At 40.3% G+C, this 23,052-nt stretch carries 23 protein-coding genes; 13 read left to right on the plus strand and 10 right to left on the minus strand.

Annotated features, from left to right (window positions below; all coding sequences use genetic code 11):
• Positions 1-6 precede the first annotated feature (6 nt).
• From LZP46_RS11050 to LZP46_RS11065, 4 genes are all read left to right on the plus strand, one after another.
• Entirely contained in the window at positions 7-1,023 is a 1,017-nt protein-coding gene (locus tag LZP46_RS11050; protein WP_236093852.1) for an extracellular solute-binding protein, read from the plus strand.
• 87 nt (positions 1,024-1,110) lie between these two features.
• Positions 1,111-2,733, plus strand: a complete 1,623-nt coding sequence (locus LZP46_RS11055) for an ABC transporter permease (RefSeq protein ID WP_236093853.1) — start codon at positions 1,111-1,113, stop codon at positions 2,731-2,733.
• A gap of 356 nt (positions 2,734-3,089) precedes the next feature.
• Positions 3,090-4,280 carry an OmpP1/FadL family transporter gene (locus tag LZP46_RS11060; protein ID WP_236093854.1) on the plus strand — a complete coding sequence of 397 codons (1,191 nt, stop codon included), beginning with the start codon at positions 3,090-3,092 and terminating at the stop codon, positions 4,278-4,280.
• A 313-nt stretch (positions 4,281-4,593) separates the two neighbouring features.
• Positions 4,594-5,739 (plus strand): OmpP1/FadL family transporter, encoded by a 1,146-nt coding sequence (locus LZP46_RS11065; protein ID WP_236093855.1) that lies wholly within the window; start codon positions 4,594-4,596, stop codon positions 5,737-5,739.
• Positions 5,740-5,813: 74 nt separating this feature from the next.
• On the opposite strand, the gene thrH is transcribed toward LZP46_RS11065, so the two are convergent.
• Positions 5,814-6,431 carry a bifunctional phosphoserine phosphatase/homoserine phosphotransferase ThrH gene (thrH, locus tag LZP46_RS11070; RefSeq protein WP_236093856.1) on the minus strand — a complete coding sequence of 206 codons (618 nt, stop codon included), beginning with the start codon at positions 6,429-6,431 and terminating at the stop codon, positions 5,814-5,816.
• A gap of 190 nt (positions 6,432-6,621) precedes the next feature.
• On the opposite strand from thrH, the gene LZP46_RS11075 reads away from it, so the two are divergent.
• Complete coding sequence (locus LZP46_RS11075; protein WP_104852374.1) at positions 6,622-7,353, plus strand: phosphoadenylyl-sulfate reductase; 732 nt, start codon at positions 6,622-6,624, stop codon at positions 7,351-7,353.
• A gap of 190 nt (positions 7,354-7,543) precedes the next feature.
• Positions 7,544-8,923, plus strand: coding sequence for a WS/DGAT/MGAT family O-acyltransferase (locus LZP46_RS11080; protein ID WP_070155090.1), 1,380 nt, complete (start codon positions 7,544-7,546; stop codon positions 8,921-8,923).
• Positions 8,924-8,965: 42 nt separating this feature from the next.
• On the opposite strand, the gene LZP46_RS11085 is transcribed toward LZP46_RS11080, so the two are convergent.
• The 6 genes from LZP46_RS11085 to LZP46_RS11110 form a co-directional block, all read right to left on the minus strand.
• On the minus strand, positions 8,966-9,136 hold the full coding sequence (locus tag LZP46_RS11085; RefSeq protein WP_329608957.1) for a PA1571 family protein: 171 nt from the start codon (positions 9,134-9,136) through the stop codon (positions 8,966-8,968).
• A gap of 129 nt (positions 9,137-9,265) precedes the next feature.
• Positions 9,266-10,720 (minus strand): ribonuclease G, encoded by a 1,455-nt coding sequence (rng, locus tag LZP46_RS11090; protein WP_070155092.1) that lies wholly within the window; start codon positions 10,718-10,720, stop codon positions 9,266-9,268.
• Between the two features lie 39 nt (positions 10,721-10,759).
• Entirely contained in the window at positions 10,760-11,326 is a 567-nt protein-coding gene (locus LZP46_RS11095; protein ID WP_236093857.1) for a Maf-like protein, read from the minus strand.
• Positions 11,314-11,820 carry a rod shape-determining protein MreD gene (gene mreD, locus LZP46_RS11100; protein WP_178318225.1) on the minus strand — a complete coding sequence of 169 codons (507 nt, stop codon included), beginning with the start codon at positions 11,818-11,820 and terminating at the stop codon, positions 11,314-11,316. The genes LZP46_RS11095 and mreD overlap by 13 nt, the downstream gene beginning before the upstream one ends.
• Positions 11,807-12,664 (minus strand): rod shape-determining protein MreC, encoded by an 858-nt coding sequence (gene mreC, locus LZP46_RS11105; protein ID WP_019838366.1) that lies wholly within the window; start codon positions 12,662-12,664, stop codon positions 11,807-11,809. The genes mreD and mreC overlap by 14 nt, the downstream gene beginning before the upstream one ends.
• 16 nt (positions 12,665-12,680) lie before the next feature.
• Positions 12,681-13,727: a rod shape-determining protein gene (locus LZP46_RS11110; RefSeq protein ID WP_004975408.1), complete on the minus strand. Its 1,047-nt coding sequence runs from the start codon at positions 13,725-13,727 to the stop codon at positions 12,681-12,683.
• Between the two features lie 137 nt (positions 13,728-13,864).
• Between LZP46_RS11110 and gatC the strand changes: the two genes are divergently transcribed.
• The 5 genes from gatC to LZP46_RS11135 all read left to right on the plus strand — a co-directional run bounded on the left by gatC (position 13,865) and on the right by LZP46_RS11135 (position 18,599).
• Positions 13,865-14,179: an Asp-tRNA(Asn)/Glu-tRNA(Gln) amidotransferase subunit GatC gene (gene gatC, locus LZP46_RS11115; RefSeq protein ID WP_004975405.1), complete on the plus strand. Its 315-nt coding sequence runs from the start codon at positions 13,865-13,867 to the stop codon at positions 14,177-14,179.
• Positions 14,180-14,231: 52 nt separating this feature from the next.
• Entirely contained in the window at positions 14,232-15,710 is a 1,479-nt protein-coding gene (gene gatA, locus LZP46_RS11120; RefSeq protein WP_179989362.1) for an Asp-tRNA(Asn)/Glu-tRNA(Gln) amidotransferase subunit GatA, read from the plus strand.
• Positions 15,710-17,185: an Asp-tRNA(Asn)/Glu-tRNA(Gln) amidotransferase subunit GatB gene (gatB, locus tag LZP46_RS11125; RefSeq protein WP_236093858.1), complete on the plus strand. Its 1,476-nt coding sequence runs from the start codon at positions 15,710-15,712 to the stop codon at positions 17,183-17,185. Before gatA ends, gatB begins: the two co-directional genes overlap by 1 nt.
• Before the next feature lie 73 nt (positions 17,186-17,258).
• Positions 17,259-18,056 carry an NYN domain-containing protein gene (locus tag LZP46_RS11130; protein WP_236093859.1) on the plus strand — a complete coding sequence of 266 codons (798 nt, stop codon included), beginning with the start codon at positions 17,259-17,261 and terminating at the stop codon, positions 18,054-18,056.
• A 174-nt stretch (positions 18,057-18,230) separates the two neighbouring features.
• Positions 18,231-18,599, plus strand: coding sequence for a hypothetical protein (locus tag LZP46_RS11135; protein ID WP_236093860.1), 369 nt, complete (start codon positions 18,231-18,233; stop codon positions 18,597-18,599).
• A 120-nt stretch (positions 18,600-18,719) separates the two neighbouring features.
• On the opposite strand, the gene istB is transcribed toward LZP46_RS11135, so the two are convergent.
• The 3 genes from istB to LZP46_RS11150 form a co-directional block, all read right to left on the minus strand.
• Positions 18,720-19,457 (minus strand): IS21-like element helper ATPase IstB, encoded by a 738-nt coding sequence (gene istB / locus LZP46_RS11140; RefSeq protein ID WP_236093861.1) that lies wholly within the window; start codon positions 19,455-19,457, stop codon positions 18,720-18,722.
• Positions 19,450-21,015 carry an IS21 family transposase gene (istA, locus tag LZP46_RS11145; RefSeq protein WP_236093862.1) on the minus strand — a complete coding sequence of 522 codons (1,566 nt, stop codon included), beginning with the start codon at positions 21,013-21,015 and terminating at the stop codon, positions 19,450-19,452. Before istA ends, istB begins: the two co-directional genes overlap by 8 nt.
• A gap of 155 nt (positions 21,016-21,170) precedes the next feature.
• On the minus strand, positions 21,171-21,347 hold the full coding sequence (locus tag LZP46_RS11150; RefSeq protein WP_178867092.1) for an Arc family DNA-binding protein: 177 nt from the start codon (positions 21,345-21,347) through the stop codon (positions 21,171-21,173).
• Between the two features lie 79 nt (positions 21,348-21,426).
• Between LZP46_RS11150 and LZP46_RS11155 the strand changes: the two genes are divergently transcribed.
• Both LZP46_RS11155 and LZP46_RS11160 read left to right on the plus strand, forming a co-directional pair.
• Positions 21,427-22,374, plus strand: coding sequence for an Arc family DNA-binding protein (locus LZP46_RS11155; protein WP_236093863.1), 948 nt, complete (start codon positions 21,427-21,429; stop codon positions 22,372-22,374).
• Positions 22,375-22,716: 342 nt separating this feature from the next.
• Positions 22,717-23,043, plus strand: a complete 327-nt coding sequence (locus LZP46_RS11160; RefSeq protein WP_178867096.1) for a hypothetical protein — start codon at positions 22,717-22,719, stop codon at positions 23,041-23,043.
• Positions 23,044-23,052 lie beyond the last annotated feature (9 nt).

Raw genomic sequence — 23,052 nt, forward strand, 5'->3', positions numbered from 1 at the left:
TACTGTATGAAACCATTGTCGAATTTATCATTACTTGTTACAGGTTTACTTGCATTTGGTACAAGTGTCGCACAAGCAGCGGAAGTCAATTTATACACCACACGTGAACCTGTGCTCATTCAAACTTTATTGACTGAATTTACCCAAAAAACTGGGGTAAAAGTGAATACGGTTTTTATTAAAGATGGTTTATTAGAACGTGTGAAAGCAGAAGGCCGTCGTTCTCCTGCCGACGTTATGTTGACTGTAGATTTTGGAAATTTGGTTGATTTGGTTGAAAGTGGTTTAACTCAGCGCGTGAGTTCTAAAACCTTAAATAGTGCAATTCCTGCCAATTTACGTGCTGCCAATGGTCATTGGTATGCCTTGTCGATGCGTGCACGTGCCGTCTATGCCTCTAAAGACCGTACACCGCTTAATGCGATTACTTATGAAGATTTAGCCAATCCAACATGGAAAAATAAAATCTGTATTCGCTCAGGCAACCATCCATATAACACCGCTTTGATTGCGGCTTATATTGCCCATCATGGTGAAAAACAAGCCGAAACTTGGTTGCGTGGTGTGAAAGCCAATTTAGCTCGCCCAGCCAGCGGTGGTGACCGTGATGTGGCACGTGATATTTTAGGTAAAATTTGTGATATTGGCGTTGCCAACACCTATTATGTCGGCACGATGCGTACAGGTGATGCGGAACAACAACGCTGGGGCAATGCGATTAACGTGGTACTTCCACGTTTTAAAAATGGTGGAACGCATGTAAACGTATCGGGTGCAGTGGTTTCTAAACATGCACCAAACCGTAAAGAAGCTGTACAACTGCTCGAGTTTTTAGCTTCAGATCATGCGCAAGCCATCTACGCACAAAACGGCTTTGAATACCCTGTCAAACCTGGGGTAAAAATTGACCCGATTATCGCTAGTTTTGGCAAACTGAATATTGATTCAATTCGTTTAAGCGATATTGCACGTCACCGCAAAGCCGCCAACTTATTGGTCGATAAAGTCCAGTTTAACCGCTAAAATTTTCTGCTTTTGTCTTACAGTGCAGCGCTTTGCACTGTAAGATGCTCAGCTGTTCCCTCCCCCTTATTTAATACCTCTATTGCAATGCTTAAAAATAAATTTAATTTTTTATTTTCGCTCAGTGGGTTATTGACGCTACTCGCCTGTTTACCTGTGCTCGCTTTAATTTGGACGGCATTACAAGGTGATAGCGAAATTTGGGGGCATCTGCTGCGTTATGTTATTCCACACACGTTGGCAGAAACAGGGTTTTTATTGTTGGGCGTGGGTATTCTCACCATCCTGATTGGTACAGGCAGCGCATGGATTGTAACAGCGTATCAATTCCGAGGTCGTGCATTTTTAGATTGGGCCTTACTGCTGCCTTTAGCCGTACCAACTTATATTATTGCGTATAGTTATATCGACATTTTGCACCCCATTGGCCCTGTGCAAAGTATCCTGCGGGATGGGTTTAATTTAGAATTACAACAGTTTTGGTTTCCTAATATTCGTACCGTTTGGGGCGGCATCTTCTTGCTTAGCTTTGTGCTGTATCCGTATGTGTATTTAAGCACCCGTGCAATGTTTCTGATGCAATCGGCCAGTTTAATTGAGGTTGCACGTACATTAGGATTAAAACCCGATCAAGTGTTTTTACGTGTTGCAATTCCACTGGCACGTCCTGCAATTGCTGTGGGTACTAGTCTGGTTTTAATGGAAACCATTAATGATATTGGTGCAACAGAATTTTTAGGCATTAAAACCTTAACTTTGTCGATTTATTCAACCTGGACCAATCAGTCCGATTTAGCCAGTGCTGCACAAATTGCCATTTTCATGTTGATGATTATTACCTTATTGGTGTTAGTAGAGCGTTTAGGACGACGTAAACAGCGCTATATGAACTCGGCTCAACGCAGCCGTTTAATGCCTGCACAATCGGTCAAAGGGCTTAAAGCGCTTGTGTTATTAGGCTTGGGCTTAATTCCTGTTTGTATTGGCTTTTTAATTCCCACCAGTCACTTACTTGTAGAATCTTACAAACGCATTCAATATGCAGGCTTTTCAGATTTCCTAATCCAAGCCTCAATCAACACACTAATCCTTGCCAGCCTTGCCACCATCGTCACCATTTTGATTGGTTTCTTTATTGTCAGTGCGGCACGTTTTAGCAAACACAACTGGTTTAGCCGCATTTCTAGCTTAGGCTATGCCATTCCAGGAACTGTTTTAGCCATTGGTCTCATGTTGGCTTTGGGCAAAATTGATCATGCCGTTGCAGATTTTTTAGAGTTTAAATTAGGGATACACACAGGTTTATTATTTCTCGGTACTAGTTTTACCCTTATTTATGCTTATGCTGTGCGTTTTTTAGCTATTTCAGTAGGTGGCATTGAGTCAGGCTATAACCGTATTCATGGTGTTTTTGATGATGCTGCACGTAATTTAGGACAAAACAGCTTTGCATTGTTATGGCGTGTGCACTTGCCATTATTACGCCCTGCCATTATTTCTGCAGCTTTATTAATCTTTGTAGACTGCATGAAAGAGCTACCAGCAACTTTATTGCTCCGTCCTCTAAATATGGAAACGCTCGCCACCCAGCTATATGCAGAAGCTTCTAGAGGAACCTATGAAGATGGTGCTGTGGCTGCTTTGCTAATTGTATTGGTTGGGCTGATTCCTGTCATTCTTTTGGCAAAGCTTGGAAAAACCCCACGTTAATGCACCCCATTTTGTTGCAAGATATGCCTTGCAACAAAATGAGTTTTGATAAAAAGTATTTTTTTTAACCAATTAAAAACACTCAAACAAAAGATTGATTTTTAAATTTTATTCTTTAATTTCAATCACCAACAAACCAAAAACCCACACCAATTAGAACAAATACTCTATTTAGTTTAATTTTTATACTGAATAGTTTTTTTCTAGAGCATTTACTCTTATTTTAATTGTGATATTTTTGTCACATGGAGTAACAAATGGTCTCGGTTTGTACAAGCCGAAATCATCCTAGATGAAAGCTTAAAGCATCAACAAAAACTGTCATAAAAGACTTTATAGCCCAAAGGAAATGTATAATGAAATTAAAAGCACTTAGCACAGCAATGATTTTAGCAACTGTACCAATGACAGGTGCATTTGCTGCAGCAATGGACCGTTCAGGACAATCTATTGCAGCCTTCCTGCAACCGGGTAATTACTTTGAAGCAGGTATTTCCGTATTAGATGCGGATGTATCAGGGCGATCTACGCCTTTAGCTCCAGGATTACCGTCTCAAGACACAGGTGATTTGGCAAATGATTATTACTTTCCAGCAGCAGCGTTAAAGCTTCAGCTTACAGATAACTTTTCCTTTGGTTTACTTTATGATCAACCTTTTGGAGCTCATACTGAATACAATACACCTAATTTAAATTTTACAGATGCTACCGGTGGCACATCTGCAGAAGTTACAACTGAAAATTTAACTTTCTTATTCGGCTTTCAGCCGAATCAAAATTGGAATTTTTATGCAGGTCCAGTAATTCAAACTGCTGAAGGTGAAGTTTCATTACGTGGTTTAGCCTACGGCGGTCCTACTGCATTTGGATCTTATGATGCAACATTGAAAAAAGATACTGAGTTAGGCTGGATTGCAGGTTTAGCTTACCAAATTCCAGAAATTGCTCTTAAAGCATCCCTAACTTATCGCTCAGAAGTTGAACATGAGCTTCAGGCCACTGAAACTGTTCGCTATGGACAATTTAATCTTGCATCAAACCCATTATTTACTCCAGGTAAAACATCGGTAACTACCCCACAGTCTGTTAACCTTGATTTTCAAACAGGTGTAATGGCTGATACAGTAGCATTTGCTAATGTACGATGGGTAAATTGGGAAGATTTTTCAATTCGTCCAAATTATTTTGGTCAAGCTGCAGATGCACGTGGTTTAGTGGGTGCAAATCTTGTTGATTATTCTGATGATCAGATTTCAGCAACCTTGGGTGTTGGTCGTAAATTTAATGAAAAATGGGCTGGTAATGTATCTGTAGGCTGGGATTCCGGTGCCGGTGATCCAGTAACAACTTTAGGGCCAACTGAAGGTTATTGGAATGTTGGTTTAGGTCTACAATTTAGTCCAGCAACTAATTACTTTATTGCCGGCGGTGTAAAATATTTTATGCTAGGCGATGCTACTGCTAAAACTGCTGCTGTTAATAATGTTGGTACTTTTGAAGATAATGATGCTTGGGGCTACGGTCTAAAAATGGGCTACCGCTTCTAATTAATTATTACCAAATCTTTAAAAACCACCCTTCGGGGTGGTTTTTTAAACACTTTAACTTCCAGTTTTATACAAGTGCTAACCAAATGTTCAAACTTAAAGCAATTAAACTCATATTTACCCTAACATCACCCTAAAAAAATTATTTAATAAAATTCATTTATTTAAGACCTAAAAATAGTACATTTACTCTAATCAAGTACAATTTATAACTTATTCAGTTCATTTATTCTGCAAAGTTGAGCATTTACTCTTTTTTTAAATATGTTACTTTTCCTGCACTTTTTGTTACATAAAGCATCAGGGAACGACCATGAAGCTCAATAAAATCTATTCGGCTATTTTACTTAGTACTCTCCCACTTACACCTGCGCTTGCTGCTGGTTTAGACCGTTCTGGTCAATCTATTGCTGCATTTTTACAACCGGGTAATTATGCAGAAGCTGGTATTTCAATTTTAGATCCAACAGTTAAAGGAAAAGATCTTATAAAAAATAACGTCAGCGATATGGCAGAAGATTATTATTTCCCTTCTGCTGCGATTAAAGTACAAGCAACAGAACACATTTCTATAGGTCTTTTATATGACCAACCATTTGGTGCAGATGCGATGTATAACCTAGAACAGAGCATGTTTACTAATGGAATTGAAGCTACAAAAGTTGAAGTAGAAACACACAATCTCACGGCTTTAATTGGTTACCAACCTACAGAAAACTGGAATTTCTACGCAGGTCCTGTTTGGCAAACTGTTGAAGCAGATATCTCCCTACGTGGTCAAGCCTATATATCACCTAAAGACCCAACTAAAGTTTTAAGTGGCTATGACATTAAAATACATGAAGAAGAGGCTTTTGGTTGGCTCGCAGGCTTTGCTTATCAAATCCCTGAAATCGCACTTAAAACATCAGTAACTTATCGCTCCGAAATCAAGCATAAAGCTAAATCGGTAGAGACACACAAGTTAATGCCAATGTTAAATGTAGAATCACAACTTGATGTCATAACCCCACAATCAGTAAATATTGATTTCCAAACAGGTGTTGCAGCCAACACTTTAGCTTTTGCCAATATCCGTTGGGCACATTGGGATCAATTTGCGGTCACACCAAAGTTTTTAAATGCAGCTTCTGGCAATAACCTTATTGACTATTCAGATGATCAATGGTCTGCAACCGTAGGGGTGGGTCGCAAGTTTAACAGTCATTGGTCTGGTTCTGCTTCTGTAGGTTATGACTCTGGTGCAGGCAACCCTGTCACCACTTTAGGTCCGACTGAGGGTTATTGGAGCGTTGGCTTAGGTAGTCAATACAGCCCTGCAGAAAACTACTTTATTCAAGCTGGCGTAAAATACTTCTGGTTGGGTGATGCCACTGCACGTACGGGTACAAAAAACGTTGGTGAATTTGAAGACAACTATGCATTGGGTTATGGTCTAAAAATCGGCTACCGCTTCTAAATCAATTCACTGTTAATATCGCATAAAAAAACAAAGGGCATCAAATGATGCCCTTTATTGTATTCAGCTTCAGATTAAGCAGGAATATCTCGTACCGAAGCACCACGAATCGCCTCTTTCAATGCTTCATAACCATGAATGGCCGGGAATTGCGGGAATTCTGCAATTACATTGTCTGGTGCATCAAACAAGAAACCATGATCTGCTTCACCAAGCATCGTGGTGTCGTTATACGAGTCACCCGCAGCAATCACACGGAAATTTAAACCATGTAAGGCTTTAACTGCCTGACGTTTTTGATCTGGTTGACGTAATTTATACGCAGTGATCATGCCATTTTCATCTGATTCTAGCTTATGACAGAAAATGGTTGGCCAGCCCAATTGCTTCATCAACGGATGTGCAAACTCATAGAACGTGTCTGAAAGAATAATCAATTGGAAGTGTGTGCTCACCCACTCTACAAACTCTTTCGCGCCCGGGAATGGCCCCATGTCTGCAATCACCGCTTGAATATCATTTAAGCCCAAGCCATGCTGTTTTAGAATATTTAAACGCTGAGTCATCAACACATCGTAGTCAGGAATATCACGTGTAGTTGCTTCAAGTTCTTTAATGCCAGTTTTTTTAGCAAAGTTAATCCAAATTTCTGGAACTAACACACCTTCAAGATCAAGACATACGATTTCCATGGGTTCTCCCAAAATACCATTAAAAATTTTTCCCTATCATAGCCGAAGATTCGGTTTTTGCCTTGTTCTTTTTTAAATCTATTTAGTTCATAAGCATTTATTTTTTAGTGATAAGACCTTTTTAGGAATTCCATTAAAATAATCCGCTCAAGAACAAAGATTAGCCCTCAAGCCGACTGCAGGAAGACTTATGCACACCATTCCCACCATAGACATTGTTGATGCACTCGCGACTGAATATGCTGACAAATCGCCTAGCGAGATTTTAAAACTTGCTTTGAACCAGCAGGGTGAAGTTGCAATTTCTTTTTCTGGTGCAGAAGATGTGGTACTGATTGATATGGCGTCTAATTTAGGTTTGCCATTTCGTGTATTTAGTTTAGATACAGGACGTTTGCATCCTGAAACCTATCAATTTTTAGAAACTGTACGCAAATATTATAATATTGAGATCGAAATTTGCTTTCCTGAAACCGAAGCAGTCCAACAATTGGTACAAGAAAAAGGCTTGTTTAGCTTTTTTGAAGATGGACATCAGGAATGTTGCGGAATTCGTAAAGTTCAACCTTTACGAAAAAAACTGGCAACACTAGATGGCTGGATTACAGGGCAACGTAAAGATCAAAGCCCAGGTACACGTCAAGATATTCCAGTGGTACAAGCCGATGCAGGTTTTGCTGGTCCAAATAAACAACTAATTAAATACAATCCACTGGCAAACTGGTCAAGCAGTGACGTGTGGAACTACATTCGCATGATGGAAATTCCATACAATCGTTTGCATGAAAAAGGTTTTATTTCGATTGGCTGTGAACCTTGCACCCGCCCTGTGCTCCCAAACCAACATGAACGCGAAGGTCGTTGGTGGTGGGAAGAAGCAACGCACAAAGAATGTGGTCTGCATGCAGGAAATCTCAAATAATCTCCACCCTATTACCCTATTAAGGTCAATAAAAATCACCCACCTACTGTGATTTTTATTGACGGATGATGGCGCAAAAACCACTATATTTGTTTGATAAAAAAGATATACTGAAATTAAATCTTATATAACTCTAAAAGCCTATTCAGCAAAGAACAGGCGTAGAAATTGCAGTGAGGCAATCCAGAATATGCGACCATTACACCCTATTGATTTTATTTTCCTGTCACTCGAAAAACGTCAACAGCCCATGCATGTGGGTGGATTATTCCTATTCCAAATTCCAGAACATGCGCCAGACACTTTTATTCAAGACTTGGTTGCCGATATTCGCAATTCAAAGTCAATGCCTATTGCACCATTTAACAATAAGCTCAATGGTCTATTTTGGGATGAAGATGAAGAGTTCGATCTCGATCATCACTTCCGTCATATCGCCTTGCCAAAGCCAGGCCGTATTCGTGAATTATTAACTTATATTTCACAAGAACACAGCTCGTTGATTGATCGCGCCAAACCACTCTGGACTTGCCATATTATTGAAGGTATTGAAGATAATCGTTTTGCGATGTTCTTTAAAATTCATCATGCCATGGTAGATGGTATTGCTGGCATGCGTTTGGTGGAAAAATCCCTTTCGCACGACGAAAATGCAAAAAGAATTGTACCACCTTGGTGTGTAGAAGGCCCACGTGCTAAACGTCTAAAAGAACCGAAAGTCAGCCGTTTAAAGAAAATTTTTGGTGGACTTAAAGGTCAGTTTGAAGCAACCCCTCGCGCAGTTTATGAAGTATCACAAACTGTTGCCAAAGATATGGGACGTAACCCTGATTATGTCTCCAGCTTCCAAGCACCAAGCACCATCTTAAACCAACGTGTGAGCGCCTCACGTCGTTTTGCCGCTCAATCTTTTGAGTTTGCACGTTTGCACCGTATTGCCAAAGCTTTAGGCGTAACCATTAATGATGTGGTGCTGGCAATTTGCTCAGGCGCATTACGTGAGTATTTACTCAGCCAATATGCCTTACCTAAAAAACCGCTCATTGCGATGGTGCCTGCCTCTATTCGTGATGACGATTCTGAAGTATCCAATCGAATCACCATGATTTTAGCCAACTTAGGTACACACAAAGAAGATCCGCTTGAGCGTTTAAGAATTGTGCGCCGCAGTGTGCAAAATTCTAAGCAGCGTTTTAAGCGCATGAATCCTAATCAGATTATGAACTATAGTGCTTTTGTTTACGGCGCTGCAGGTTTAAATATTTTGTCAGGTATTATGCCAAAGCGTCAGGCCTTTAACTTGGTGATTTCTAATGTACCTGGTCCGCGTGAACCTTTGTATTGGAATGGTGCAAAACTAGATGCGCTTTATCCTGCTTCAATTGTGTTAGATGGGCAAGCTTTAAACATTACCATGACTAGCTATTTAGACAAATTGGAAGTTGGTTTAACCGCTTGTCGTCAAGCCTTACCCAAAATGCAAAACTTATTGCAGCACTTGGAAGATGAAATTCAGCGTTTTGAACAGATTATTGATGCACCTGAAGGGGTCAATAAAATCGTGGATTGATAGGCCAATCCATCAAAACAATTAAGGGGCAATTGCTGCCCCTTATTTTTGAATAGTACGACACTGTTTTAATAATTGCTGACAAACTGCGCTAATCATTGCAGTGGTAATTTGAGTTTCTTTACCTTGCTCATCCACAATATAACCGTTATGTGTCACTTTACGATCTAACACTTTAAAACTCTTTTGAATTACTACTTCACTCATACCCATGACATACCTCATTTGCTAAACCGAAGGAGATATTCGGCTTTGGCTACGCTGTATCCTTAGTATTGAGAATTCGCTCAAAAAAGTAAAATTTCAGATGTAACAACTGTTTAGCGATATCCTGTTACAATTTCAACTCAGAATGATATCGTATTGCTCTTGCGTATATAAATTTTCCACCTGAAATTTAATTACACGGCTAATAAAGTGCTCTAAATCTGCCACTGCTGGCGCTTCTGCAGTTAACAAACGGTCAATCACTGATGGATGCGCAACGACAGTAAAGCCACGTTGTGATTCAAATGCACGTGCATATCTCAAAATTTCTCGAAAAATTTCGTAACACACTGTCTCTGCTGTTTTAACATATCCCCGCCCCTGACAAGTTGGGCAGGCTTCACAAAGTAAATGTTCTAAAGATTCACGGGTACGTTTACGGGTCATCTCGACCAAGCCTAGCTCAGACACTTGGGTAATTTTGGTCTTGGCATGATCTCGTTCAAGCATACGCTCAAACTGACTCAAAACTTCATCCCGATGCTGCACTTCTTGCATATCAATGAAGTCAATAATGATAATACCGCCCAAATTACGCAAACGTAATTGGCGAGCAATGACCTGTGTGGCTTCCATATTGGTTTTAAATACAGTGTCTTCTAAAGTGCGACCACCGACATAAGAACCCGTATTTACATCAATAGTAGTCATGGCTTCGGTTTGATCAATCATCAAATAACCACCCGACTTTAATGCCACACGGGTTTGCAATGCTTTTTGAATATCTTCTTCGACATTGTATAAATCGAACAGTGGGCGCTCACCTGGGTAATGAATCAGGCGATTGTGCATATTGGGCACAAACTCATCCACAAATTCTTTTAACTTGGCGTGAATTTCACGTGAATCGACATAAATTTTAGCGGTGTTATCATTCGCTAAATCACGGATTACGCGTTGTGGCAATGGTAATTCTTCAAAAATCAAAGAAGGCACAGCAATACTTTTTTGTTTACGCTGAATGTATTCCCAGAGTTTGGCCAAGTAACACATATCTTGCATTAAGGCGGCCTCATCGACGCCTTCGGCTGCTGTGCGTACAATCACTGAACCTGGCAGTTTATGCTCGGCCTGAATGGTTTCAATGATCCCGCGTAGACGCTCACGCTCTTCACTCGATTCAATACGTTGTGATACGCCAATATGGCTACCATAGGGCATTAACACCAAATAACGTGAAGGAATAGAAAGATCAGTGCTTAGTCGTGCACCTTTAGTACCAAGCATATCTTTCATCACTTGAACGGTCAGAATTTGCCCAGGCTGCAATAATTCAAAGACATTCGGTGTAGGTTGGCTGCGCGGCCAAATCATGTCATTGATATGCAAAAAAGCAGTACGTGATAAGCCAATATCGACAAAAGCGGCTTGCATACCTGGCAGCACGCGCACGACTTTGCCTTTATAAATATTACCCACCAAACCACGCTTGGCGGTACGCTCAACGAATAATTCATTGACCGTGCCGTTTTGAATTAACGCCACCCGACACTCCATCGGTGTGACATTAATCAACAACTCGTCAGACATAATAAAACTCAAAACATTATAAAAATTTTTGTGCAGCAGTTAATTTAGTGCCTTAACTGTCTGTAATAACTGTACGGTTTCATGCAAAGGTAAGCCCACCACATTACTATAACTCCCTTCTATACGCGGAATATAACGTGCTGCGATGCCTTGAATTGCATAAGCACCCGCTTTTCCAATCGGCTCACCTGTTGCCCAGTAACTTTCCATATCATCTAGGCTAAGCGATTGAAATTCAACCTGTGTACGTACCACTATACTGGATTTTTTCTGTTTTGTACGCACACAAACGCCTGAAAAAACATCATGTTTTCGACCAGAAAGTTGTGACCAAATGGCAAAGGCATGTACTTTGGATTCCGGCTTTCCCAAAATCTGCCCATCTACGCCCAAACTGGTATCGGCAGCAATCACCATAGCATCAGGAAATAGCTGCAAAACGGCATCGGCTTTGGCACACGCCAAACGCTCAACATATGTGGCAACATCTTCGCCCGCTAAAATAGATTCATCAATATCTGGACTGTAAATTTCAAATTCCAGTCCGAGCTGTTGTAGGAGTTCACGACGACGCGGTGAACTTGAAGCGAGAATTAAATGCGCCATTTTCGCAAGAAATAATACAGCACAGGCCAGAGTAAAATACTACTTAGTAAAGGTTGCCAATGACGCGCAAATGGGAACTGAATCCCACCCATGACTTGCATCACCCAAATCAAAGCGAGGTGTGCCAAAATTGCGATTGCACTGATGACCCATAAATTCGCAAACGTCATAATACGGCGTTCACGAGTCAGGAAACGCGCCACAAAAGTAATCACCACAAAACTCAGGGCATTCATCCCCAAAGGAGCATCAAGGAGTAAGTCTGCAAACAAGCCTGTACCAAAGGCAAACCAGATGCCACACCACGTTGGCTGCCCAAGCACCCAAAACAAGGTCACCATCAACATAAACAATGGTCGCCAACCCGAGCCTGTATAAGACAATGGATACACCATAAGTACGGATGCAGCTATGACAGAAAAAATAATCGGAAACAGTGGATCTTTATTCTTGTTTTGCCCAAGTCGAGTTTGTCCAATTTTAGCGATTGGCATTTGGCTGCTCCTTCGCTAAAGATTCTGAGAAAAGCACCACTACATGATGACCACCCGCCAATTGTGCTGCAGGCATCACATCAATTTGTGCAAACTCACCAGAATTATGTCGGCTGATTTTGGTAATGCTGCCAACCAAATATCCTGCGGGAAAATGCTCGCCCAAGCCTGAGCTATAAACCTTTTCTCCAACTTGAATATTGGCACTGGTCGGCACATATTCCATTTTTAAACGTCCCAAATCGCCAGTACCTGACACAATCGCACGCATGCCTGTATGCTCTAAACGCACCGAAAGCGAATGTTCCTTATCAGAAAGCAACATGACACGGCTACTGTGTGGATACACCGCAATGATCTGCCCCATAATGCCTTTATCATCCAAAACGGTTTGCCCGACTTTGAGCTGATTTTGTGAACCACGGTTAATCACAATAATGTGACGCAAAGGATCGGCATCTGTGCCAATCACTTCGGCAATTTCCATGCGTCCATCAATGATTAGAGGAGTATCGAGTAGACCACGCAGGCGGGTATTTTCTGCAGAGAGTTCAGATAATTTTTGCAAACGGACTTGAGCCTGTAATAGCTCTGCCTGCATCGCGGTATTTTCACGACGCAATTGAGCCTCAGACTTGCTTTGTTGACTTAGCCATTCTCGCGACAATACAGGATAGCTTGCAAGGGCATAAATTGGATTATATGCCGCATACAAGACATCACGTGCAGGTTGAATTACATGAGGAACACGCCAGTTAAAAAACAGGATGACCAAACAAGTAATGACCGCAATGATAAAAGAGCGAAAAGATGGCGGTTGTCTGGAAAACAGATTTGTTTGCACCGCCGAATCCTATGTATTAGCCAACAAATAACATATCGTGGTTTGGATTATCAAAGAATTCCAAGACCTTACCGCCACCACGGGTCACGCAAGTTAATGGTTCTTCAGCAACCACCACAGGTAAGCCTGTTTCTTGTGCCAAAAGCTTGTCTAGGTTACGCAATAACGCACCACCACCAGTCAGCACAATTCCACGCTCTGCAATATCTGAAGAAAGTTCAGGTGGAGTTTGCTCAAGTGCAGATTTTACTGCCGATACAATACTTTGTAATGGATCAGAAATAGCTTGGGTAATTTCATCAGAAGTTACCGTAATGGCACGTGGCACACCTTCTGCCAAGTTACGGCCACGCACTTCAATTTCCAGTGGTTTAGCACCTTCATCTGGCAAAGCCATACCGACTTCTTTCTTAATGGTTTCTGCTGTGGTTTCACCAATCACACAACCATGTGCCTTGCGCACGTAGTTAATGATTTGCTCATCAAACACATCGCCCCCAATACGCAATGAATCTGAATAAACACAACCTTGTAATGAAATGATCGCGATTTCTGTCGTGCCCCCACCAACATCTACCACCATTGAACCACAAGCTTGCTCGACTGGCATACCTGCACCAATTGCTGCTGCCATGGGTTCTTCAATTAAACGTACATCACGTGCACCTGCATTAAATACGGCTTCACGAATTGCACGGCGCTCGACCAAAGTCGATTTGCATGGTACACACACCACTACACGCGGTGCAGGTGGAAATAAACGCTTTTCATGCACTTTGCCTATAAATTGGTTCAGCATGGTTTCAGTCACTTCAAAATCAGCGATGACACCATCTTTCATTGGGCGAATTGCAGAAATGTTTGCAGGGGTACGACCCAACATTTGTTTGGCATCAAGACCGACTGCGGCAACAATTTTCTGTGAACCGCTGTGACGAATTGCCACAACCGTCGGTTCATTTAATATAATGCCTCGTCCTGGCGCATAAATAAGTGTATTTGCTGTACCTAAATCAATGGCTAGGTCTGGCGAAAACAAGCCAATTAGTCGTTTTAGAATCACGGAGTCGTTCTCGATTAAACTTTATGTGGACGCAAGTTGGCAACTTTAACTAAATGTGGTGCGTTGAACAAGTCAATCGCTTATTATAACGCACGATATTTTGAAATTTTTTATTAATACTGATTTTAGGTGATGTTATGTCTACCTCGGATGCTCAGCATTCTGCAGATTTAAATGCACAAACAGTTTCAGCAATTGCCCATCTTGCTCGTCTTAAACTCAATGATACGCAATCTGCTGAGTATGCTCAAAGTCTAAATAAAATTTTAGGCATGATGGAAAGCTTAAAAGGCATAAATACCGATGACGTTGAGCCTTTAAAAAGCCCATTTGACCACCCGCAACCATTACGTGAAGACGTCGTAACCGAACAGAATCATCGTGAGCAATATCAAGCTGTTGCCCCTGCAGTTCAGGATGGCTTGTACCTAGTTCCACGTGTGATTGAATAATTTATTCGGCTGTTACATATTGACTTCATAAAAAGGTAAAAGAATTTTTCTCATGACAGATTTACATCGCTTATCGATTCGTGAAATCTCTGAGGGTTTAGCAGCAGCCAAATTCTCCTCTCGCGAACTAACAGAACATTATTTAAAACGTATTGCCAAAATTGATCCGCAAGTACGCTCTTATGTCACCGTAACCAATGAGGTTGCACTTGCTCAGGCAGATGCAGCCGACGCGTTGCGTCAGGCAGGTCAAGCGACAGCACTGACAGGTATTCCTGTTGCGCATAAAGATATTTTTTGTACTCAAGGCATTAAAACCTCTGCGGGTTCAAAAATGCTGGACAATTTTATCTCGCCTTATGACGCAACTGTGGTGGCACAAGGTAAAAATGCAGGTTTGGTCACTTTGGGTAAAGTGAACATGGACGAATTCGCAATGGGTTCAACCTCTGAAAGTTCGTTCTATGGCGCGACCAAAAACCCATGGGCACTTGACCATGTACCGGGTGGTTCGTCAGGTGGTTCTGCTGCTGTCGTGGCGGCTGACCTTGCACCATTTGCTACAGGTACAGATACAGGTGGTTCAATCCGTCAGCCTGCGTCTTTCTGTGGTTTGACTGGTCTCAAACCAACTTACGGACGTGTTTCACGTTACGGCATCATCGCTTATGCATCATCTTTAGATCAGGCAGGTCCAATGGCACGCTCTGCAGAAGACTGCGCATATTTAATGAATGTAATGGCAGGTCATGATTCCAAAGACTCAACCTCTATGGATAAAGCGGTTGAAGATTATGTGGCGAACCTGAATGCAACAACGCTCAAAGGCTTACGCATTGGTATTCCGAAACAATACTTCAATGTGGCTGGTTTAGATGCTGCGGTGAAAGCACGTGTTGAAGAATCACTAAAAAAATTAGAAGAATTGGGCGCAGTATTGGTTGAGATTGATCTCAACATGACTGAAAGCTACGTGCCAACTTACTATCTGATTGCCCCTGCAGAAGCTTCGTCTAACCTTTCTCGTTATGATGGTGTGCGTTATGGCTACCGCGCAGAAAATCCTCAAGATATTTTAGACCTTTACAAACGCTCACGTTCTGAAGGTTTTGGTGCAGAAGTGCAACGTCGTATCTTGATTGGTACTTATGCTCTTTCTGCGGGTTATTACGACGCTTACTATGTGAAAGCGCAAAAAGTGCGTCGTTTAATTCAGCAAGACTTCTTAAAAGCTTTTGAACAGGTAGATGTAATTGCAGCACCAACTGCACCAACAACTGCCTACAAAATTGGCGCGTCTTTAGACCCTGTTGAAATGTATTTGGGTGATATTTACACCATCGCAGTGAACTTAGCGGGCTTACCAGCAATTAGTGCGCCTGTTGGTTTTGACCAAGATCACTTGCCTGTGGGTTTACAATTAATTGGCAATTACTGGTCTGAATCACAACTGCTATCTGTGGTACATCAGTATCAACAAGCGACCGATTGGCATACTCAACGCGCTGCAATTGCTGAGGAGAACGCGTAATGGCGAAGAATACTGCTAAACCAAAATCAAACCTGATTGATGGTTGGGAAGTCGTGATTGGTATTGAGATTCACACTCAGCTTGCAACCCATTCTAAAATTTTCTCAGGTTCATCCACCGAGTTTGGTCAAGACCCAAATACGCAAGCCAGCCTTGTTGATTTAGCTATGCCGGGCGTACTGCCTGTATTGAATAAAGAAGTGGTGGATTTGGCAATCCGTTTTGGTTTGGGCATTGATGCTTACATTGACCAAGCTTCTGTGTTTGCGCGCAAAAACTACTTCTACCCTGATTCTCCTAAAGGCTACCAAATTAGCCAGATGGATAACCCGATTGTGGGCTTGGGTCATATCGACATTCAACTTGAAGATGGCACAACCAAACGCATTGGCGTAACTCGTGCACACCTTGAAGAAGATGCTGGCAAGTCAATTCACGATCAATTTGAAGGCATGTCAGGCATTGACCTCAACCGTGCAGGCACGCCTTTATTGGAAATCGTATCTGAACCAGATATGCGTTCAGTTGAAGAAGCGGTTGCTTATATTAAAGCAATTCACACTCTGGTACGTTGGTTGGGTATTTCTGACGGCAACATGGCAGAAGGCTCATTCCGTGCGGACTGTAACGTGTCGTTACGTCGTCCGGGTCAGCCATTCGGTACACGTTGTGAGCTTAAAAACTTGAACTCATTCCGTTTCATTGAACAAGCGATCAATGTTGAAATTGAACGTCAAATGGAAATTTTGGAATGGGATGGTACCATTGACCAAGAAACACGTTTGTTCGACCCTGTGAAGATGGAAACGCGTTCAATGCGTTCTAAGGAAGAAGCCAACGATTACCGCTACTTCCCTGATCCAGACTTGTTGCCTGTGATTATTCCTGATGCGCAAATTGAAGCCATTAAAGCAACTATGCCTGAGCTTCCTGCTGCACGTCGTGCACGTTTCGTGGCGGACTTTGGTGTAACTGAGTACGATGCGCACGTACTTACATTGACTCGTGAAATGTCAGAATTTTATGAAGAAGTGGTGAAAGCTGCTGGCGGTGCTGCACAAGGTAAGATTGCTGCAAACTGGGTAATGGGCGAATTCTCAGGTGCTCTAAACAAAGCTGGCCTAGATTTGGCTGACTCGCCTGTATCTGCGGAAAAACTTGGCGGTATGATCGCGCGTATTGTGGACAACACAATTAACGGTAAGATCGCGAAGCAAGTATTCGGCTTTATGTGGGAAGAAGGCAAATCTGCGGACGAAATCATTGCTGAAAAAGGCTTGAAACAGGAAACTGATACAGGCGCAATTGAAGCAATTATTAAGGAAGTGCTTGCTGCCAATGAAAAAATGGTTGAAGAATATAAGTCTGGTAAAGACAAAGCCTTCAACGGTTTAGTCGGTCAAGTGATGAAAGCGTCTAAGGGTAAAGCCAACCCTGCTCAAGTAAATGAATTAATGAAGAAATTGATTGGTTGATTAATTGACTAATTAAATTACTTTATGCGATAAAACCCTACCCTGTGTAGGGTTTTTATTTTTAGAGAGAATAATGGCTTTAAAAACGATTTTTAATGTTTCAGAAGAAAAAACCGCAAAATTAGCAGTGTTGATTGATGCAGACAATGCTTCAGCAAAAGATATTGAAAATATTTTAAATGAGCTTACAAAGTATGGAGAAGCTACTGTTAAGAGGATTTACGGTAATTTCGTAAGTCAAAATGGTAATTGGAAACAAGCTATTAATAGTTTAGCAATCAAACCAATGCAACAATTTGCTTATACAACAGGCAAAAATGCGACTGATGGTTTCATGATTATTGATGCAATGGATTTACTCTATACAGGGCGATTTGATGGTTTTTGTTTAGTTTCTAGTGATAGTGATTTCACTGCACTTGCAATTCGAATTAAAGAACAAGGAGCTACGGTTTACGGTTTTGGCAAAAAACAAACACCCGAAGCCTTTAGAAATGCATGCTCACATTTCACTTATGTAGAAAACTTAAGTAACTATGAAGATCCTTTAATTAAAGAAGTAGTTAATGAAATTAAAGAAGTCAAAATAGAAAAAAATGTTAATGAAGTTCCAATTCAAGAAATAAAAACGGAAACTATATCTACTTTACCATTACATATTATTAAACAAGTTTTCGATAACCAAGATGCTGAATGGATAACTGTTGCATCATTAGGATCACAACTTAAATTAATGAAAACTGATTTTGACCCTAGAACATACGGATTCAAAAAACTTAATGATTTAGTAAAAGGTTATCCAAAGATTTTCCAATGGGATGAACGTACCTTAGATAATGGCCATAAGCATTTATATGTAAAGCTCAAATAAATATAGAAAACTGAATAGCCACCAATTTTGCTACTCAACTGATAAATGCATGACCGTATCAATATAATATTGAATGTTCCCTCTCCTTTTAGGAGAGGGTTAGGGAGAGGTAAATATTTAATTTTCAAAATTTTTAAAATACAATCAATCCAAACACTTCAGACTAAAAACAACATGACTATCAAAAAAGTATCCTCGATCACCAAACTCGAAGACTTAGGACGCATTCAGCTATCGAAGTCTTTCTTTATGCGTGACTTTCTCTATAGCGAAATCGCTAACTGGTACGGTATCCCTAACTTTCCAGACCATCCTGAGATTGCCATTCGCACAGGAAAAGAACTCTGCCAACAATTACTCGAACCACTACAAGAAAAGTTTGGGCGTATCGCTATTCGTTCAGCCTATCGCTCACCAAGCGTCAACCAACTCGGCAATGAAAAAGGTCATAACTGCGCAAGCAACGAGAAAAATTTTGCCAGTCATATTTGGGACTACCCCGATGCTAAAGGCTATGGGGCAACGGTGCAAAATACTGGATAAAACGACCACCCATTCCTGTTCGTATCATACCAGTCACTCCTGTTCGTGCCATACCACTATAATTAAAATAATAGGGAGAATGGTGTAGGCCATTACTCCCTTAACTGAATAAAGTTACCATTATTGAGCGTAGATTTTTTCCCGATAAGATCGACCTGAAATTTCTAACTCGTATGAACGATGTAAAATGCGATCCATAACTGCATCTGCAATCGTCGGATCTTGAAATTGCTCAAACCACAACCTCTTAGGAACTTGGCTAGTAATGAGTAACCCACCATTCTGTGATTGCTTATCAATAATTTCTAAAAATGAGGGTGCTAAGGACTGAGTAAAACCACCCAATCCAAAGTCATCAATAATAAGTAGTTTTGCAGAACATACCTTTTTCTTAAAATCTTTGATTTCACCTAATGTTATTGCACTGCTAATTTCATCGAATAGGCTTATTGCATTAAAATACATAGCACTATAGCTACGATGGCAAGCTTCCGCACCCAAGGCACAGGCTAACCATGACTTTCCTACGCCTGTCGCCCCAGAGATAATTAGCCCTCTGCAATCACTAATCCACTCACAATTCGCATAGCGAGCAATATCAGCCTTTTTAATTTCTCGCTCAGAAGCATAGTCAATATGCTCTAATCGTGCAGTGGGATAACGAAATTTTGCAATCGAAAAAAGTCTTTCGATTCGTCTGTTTGTCCGATCATTTAATTCGGCTTCTAGGCAGAAGTCCAAAAACTCTTCGAAACTTGTGCCTCGAGTAAGCATTTGATCCAAAGAAGTCTCTGCTGTACGTAAGAAACCTTTGAGTTTAAGTTGCTCTAATTTATCTTTCACGGATTGTTTAAGCATGAGCAGCTCCAGAATTGCGGAAATAGTAATCTGCACCACGAATATTATGGTGTGGTGTGGGTATATGACTTAATGCGTCTGATACAGGTTGTTGCTGGATTTGATAAGCACTGTTTGCAATGATTCGTTGTAGTCGATCCACGGCATAAATTTGTCGTTGTGATGCAAAATCACAAGCATCTTCAAGACAATGGGACTTTTGATTATCAACTACCCACTTTCTCAGTTTGTTCAATGATTTAATATTTCTAGCTAGATCTCCTTTTTGATTTAAAATATGGCATACATACTGTGAAGTATTTGGACCAGCCCGATTTGCCCAATAAATAATTTCATCTTTTGATAAGCCTTTTTGGGTACGATGCGCAGGTGACATATGTTCATCAAGACATATATCTTGACGAATACCGTGACTAATTGCATGTTCCGCAATTTTTTCACGTTCATAAAAAACATGTATTGCTGATTGGGTAACTTTGAGATCGACATGCAAATGTATATGGGTATAAGGAACTGAATATTGATTCCCATCATATTCAACTCGATAGAATTCACTCACCCGTACATGCCTTTTCCATGAACAAAGCTCATAAGGATAAAGTGGTAATGGTGAAATATCTTTGCTATCCAACGCCAAAAACTGCTCATAACGACTAATCGTAAAACGCCGAGTTGTTTTTCGATTGATAATATCCATTTTTTCCTTAATGGCTTCGTTTAATTCTTCAATAGAAAAGAATTTTTGATTTCGTAATGAAGCAAGTACTGCACGTTGTACAATTTGAACACTCACTTCAGCTAGACCTTTATCTTTAGGATGACGAGGACGAGTTGGAATAATTGCAAAGTCATAATGTGCCGCAAAGTCTTCAAAATCCTTTTGGAATATCAAACCTGACTTATTGTTTTTAATGACTGCTGATTTGAGATTGTCTGTGATCACGGTTGCAGGAACACCACCAATATGATCAAAAGTTTTGATAAAACATTCAAGCCAATGTTCCACCCTTTGACTTGGCACAGCATAAGCAAATGTATACGCAGAGGCCCCTAGAACACCCACAAATACTTGAGCATAACTTTTTGATCCATCTACTGGAGATGTAATCTCCATAGTCCTACCACAGAAATCAACAAGCAACGCTTCACCACTTTTAAACGTTTGGCGCATTGAAGCATGTTTTTTATTGCGAAAACGATTAAATACATGGCAAAAACGAGAATATGAAAGGCCTTCTTTAAATTGAGCAATATACTCTTGCCAAAGCAATTCCAGAGTCATATCCCGTTTTTTGAGTTCTTGATTGATATATTCAAAATCAGGGTAGATTTTCCGTGTTGGGTAAGAGCAAATACGGGAAATCTCAAAATAATCCAACAATTCTAAATTGGTGAATAAATTAAGTTCACTATTATCAATAGGGAAAAGTTTTAATTTATCGAAAATGGTTTTTACAGAACTGCGGTTAGCCTGAACCTGTATTGCTGTTGATCTTTGGCTATGCCCAAGATTAAGGAGCCGAACAATTTGCCTAATTTTATCTGTTTCAATACGCATAGGATTGGACCTCTTTGGTTTAAAAGAGGCAGAAAGAACCGCTTGAACATTGATAAATCAATCGATGTTCAATACAATGAAGTTGTCTTGACCGCAAAATTAAGACAACTTTAGAGACTCATGTACCCGCATGAGTCTCTATTATTTCTGCCGTATTAGTTATCTTTCATCTGTTGTACATTGCTAGGAATTTGCAAAAATTGCTTTAAAATAAAGTTAATTTGAGCATTCATGGACCTTTGTTGAGCAATAGATTCTTCCTGCAATTGCTTTCTTAAATTGGCAGGAATACGAATTTTAAGTTGGGCGAGTTCATGAGTATTGGGGTTCATAGAAACCTCTTTGGACCACATTGGTTTAATTATATTAAACCAATGTGGTTTATATATCAATATGTAAGGTCCATGTTCTATGAGTCTATTAAGTGATTCTCAAGTAAAACTAAGATTACCAACTGAATTGAAACAAAGAATCGAAGCTGAGGCACAAGATGCTAAGCGGTCAATGAATTCAGAAATCGTAGCACGTCTTGAAAATAGCTTTAATTTTAAAAAGTTGGACACAGAAAATGGGAGTATGGCATTAAGCCCTTACCAACTTTTAGATCGTAAAAAAGAATTATCAGATAGATTAGTTCATTCTATTCAATGGGCAAATTTCAATAACTTTCGAGAGTTAAAATATTCTCATATCGCAGAACAGCTTGAGTATGAAACAGCAGAAATATTTTTGGATTGGGTACAAGGTAAACAGGAACCTACATTTATTGAGCTCAGAAAAATTGCTGAATTCTTAGGGGTTGAGCAAGATTGGTTGGTGCATGGAGATGGTTATCCAACACCACATTCTTCATTTGACGCTTCAGGTTTACCAGAGCAAGATATTCCAGAGCTATTTCAAACGGAAGGAATCTCTGACCATGAAATTTTTATGAGTAAAGTTAAAAAGATTCACTTTGTAAGGAATATCTCCCCTGAAGGCGAGTTAGTAATTATCCGAGAATATAAAGATGAGAAAGTTGATGTGCTAGAAACTCGAGCTCATATTTCTACGGAAATTGGTGATGGCGGACGAACAATGCTGCAAAATTTTGCGAGTTTATGGGCTCATCTTTACAATAGTCCTCATCGTAATTCAGTACATAGTTATTTAATGAAGAAAGAAAAATTTAACGAACTTCGTAAATTATACATGCACCCTTTAGCTATTCTTCGCCACACCCAACCATCTTACTGGTGGGAGGAAATTTGGAGAAAACAGCCAAGTACCCATACTATACAATTATATGAAGGTCTATGGTCTGATTGGTTGTCTACTGTTCATGTTGCCAGTGAAGGAGTTAAAGATACGAATCCGTAATCTTGATAGGTAAAAATAATAAATTTAAGTGCTTTTTAAATTGTTCTTTAAAATAGTAACTGTTGAAAAGGTGTTGACAGTATATAGTTGTATTGGTAAATTTATTTTCGCAATTATCAATCGTTTGGTGAAGATTTTGCTAAAAAAATATTTAATTAAAGCAATGATATTGTTAATTATTTTATTTATCTACGTATTCATGAATTATATTTTTTCAAAGTTCGCTATTAGATATGATTTAGAAAACAGTATTTACTCATATATTTTTAGAGGAGTATCAGTATTTATACTGGTATTCCTTTTGATGAAATTTATTAAATGGAATAGTGAGAGGAGATTACCTTGAGAGAAATTACTTTAGAGGAAATGGAAATAGTGTCAGGTGCGACCGTTCCTTTACATGTAGCTGGAGCTATTGTTGGTGCAGCCACATATGCGGGAGAGGTTATAGGGGGAAAAGAGTTTTCTTGGGGAGAGTTGGCAATTAATACTGCTGCTGGTGCTTTAGGTGGAATTGCAGGAAATAGCATTAAAGCAATTAGAGCTGGAGCTACCGCTGCAAATACAGCACACGCCGCAAATTTTGGTGCGGCTGCGGGTGCCTTAAAAGAGAGTGTCACAGGCGATAAAAGTGGTAATGACTACTGTGAAGACGGTAGCGATTATTAAAAATTTGAT

Source organism: Acinetobacter sp. SCLZS86 (assembly GCF_021560715.1).
GTDB classification, from domain to species: Bacteria; Pseudomonadota; Gammaproteobacteria; order Pseudomonadales; family Moraxellaceae; genus Acinetobacter; species Acinetobacter towneri_A.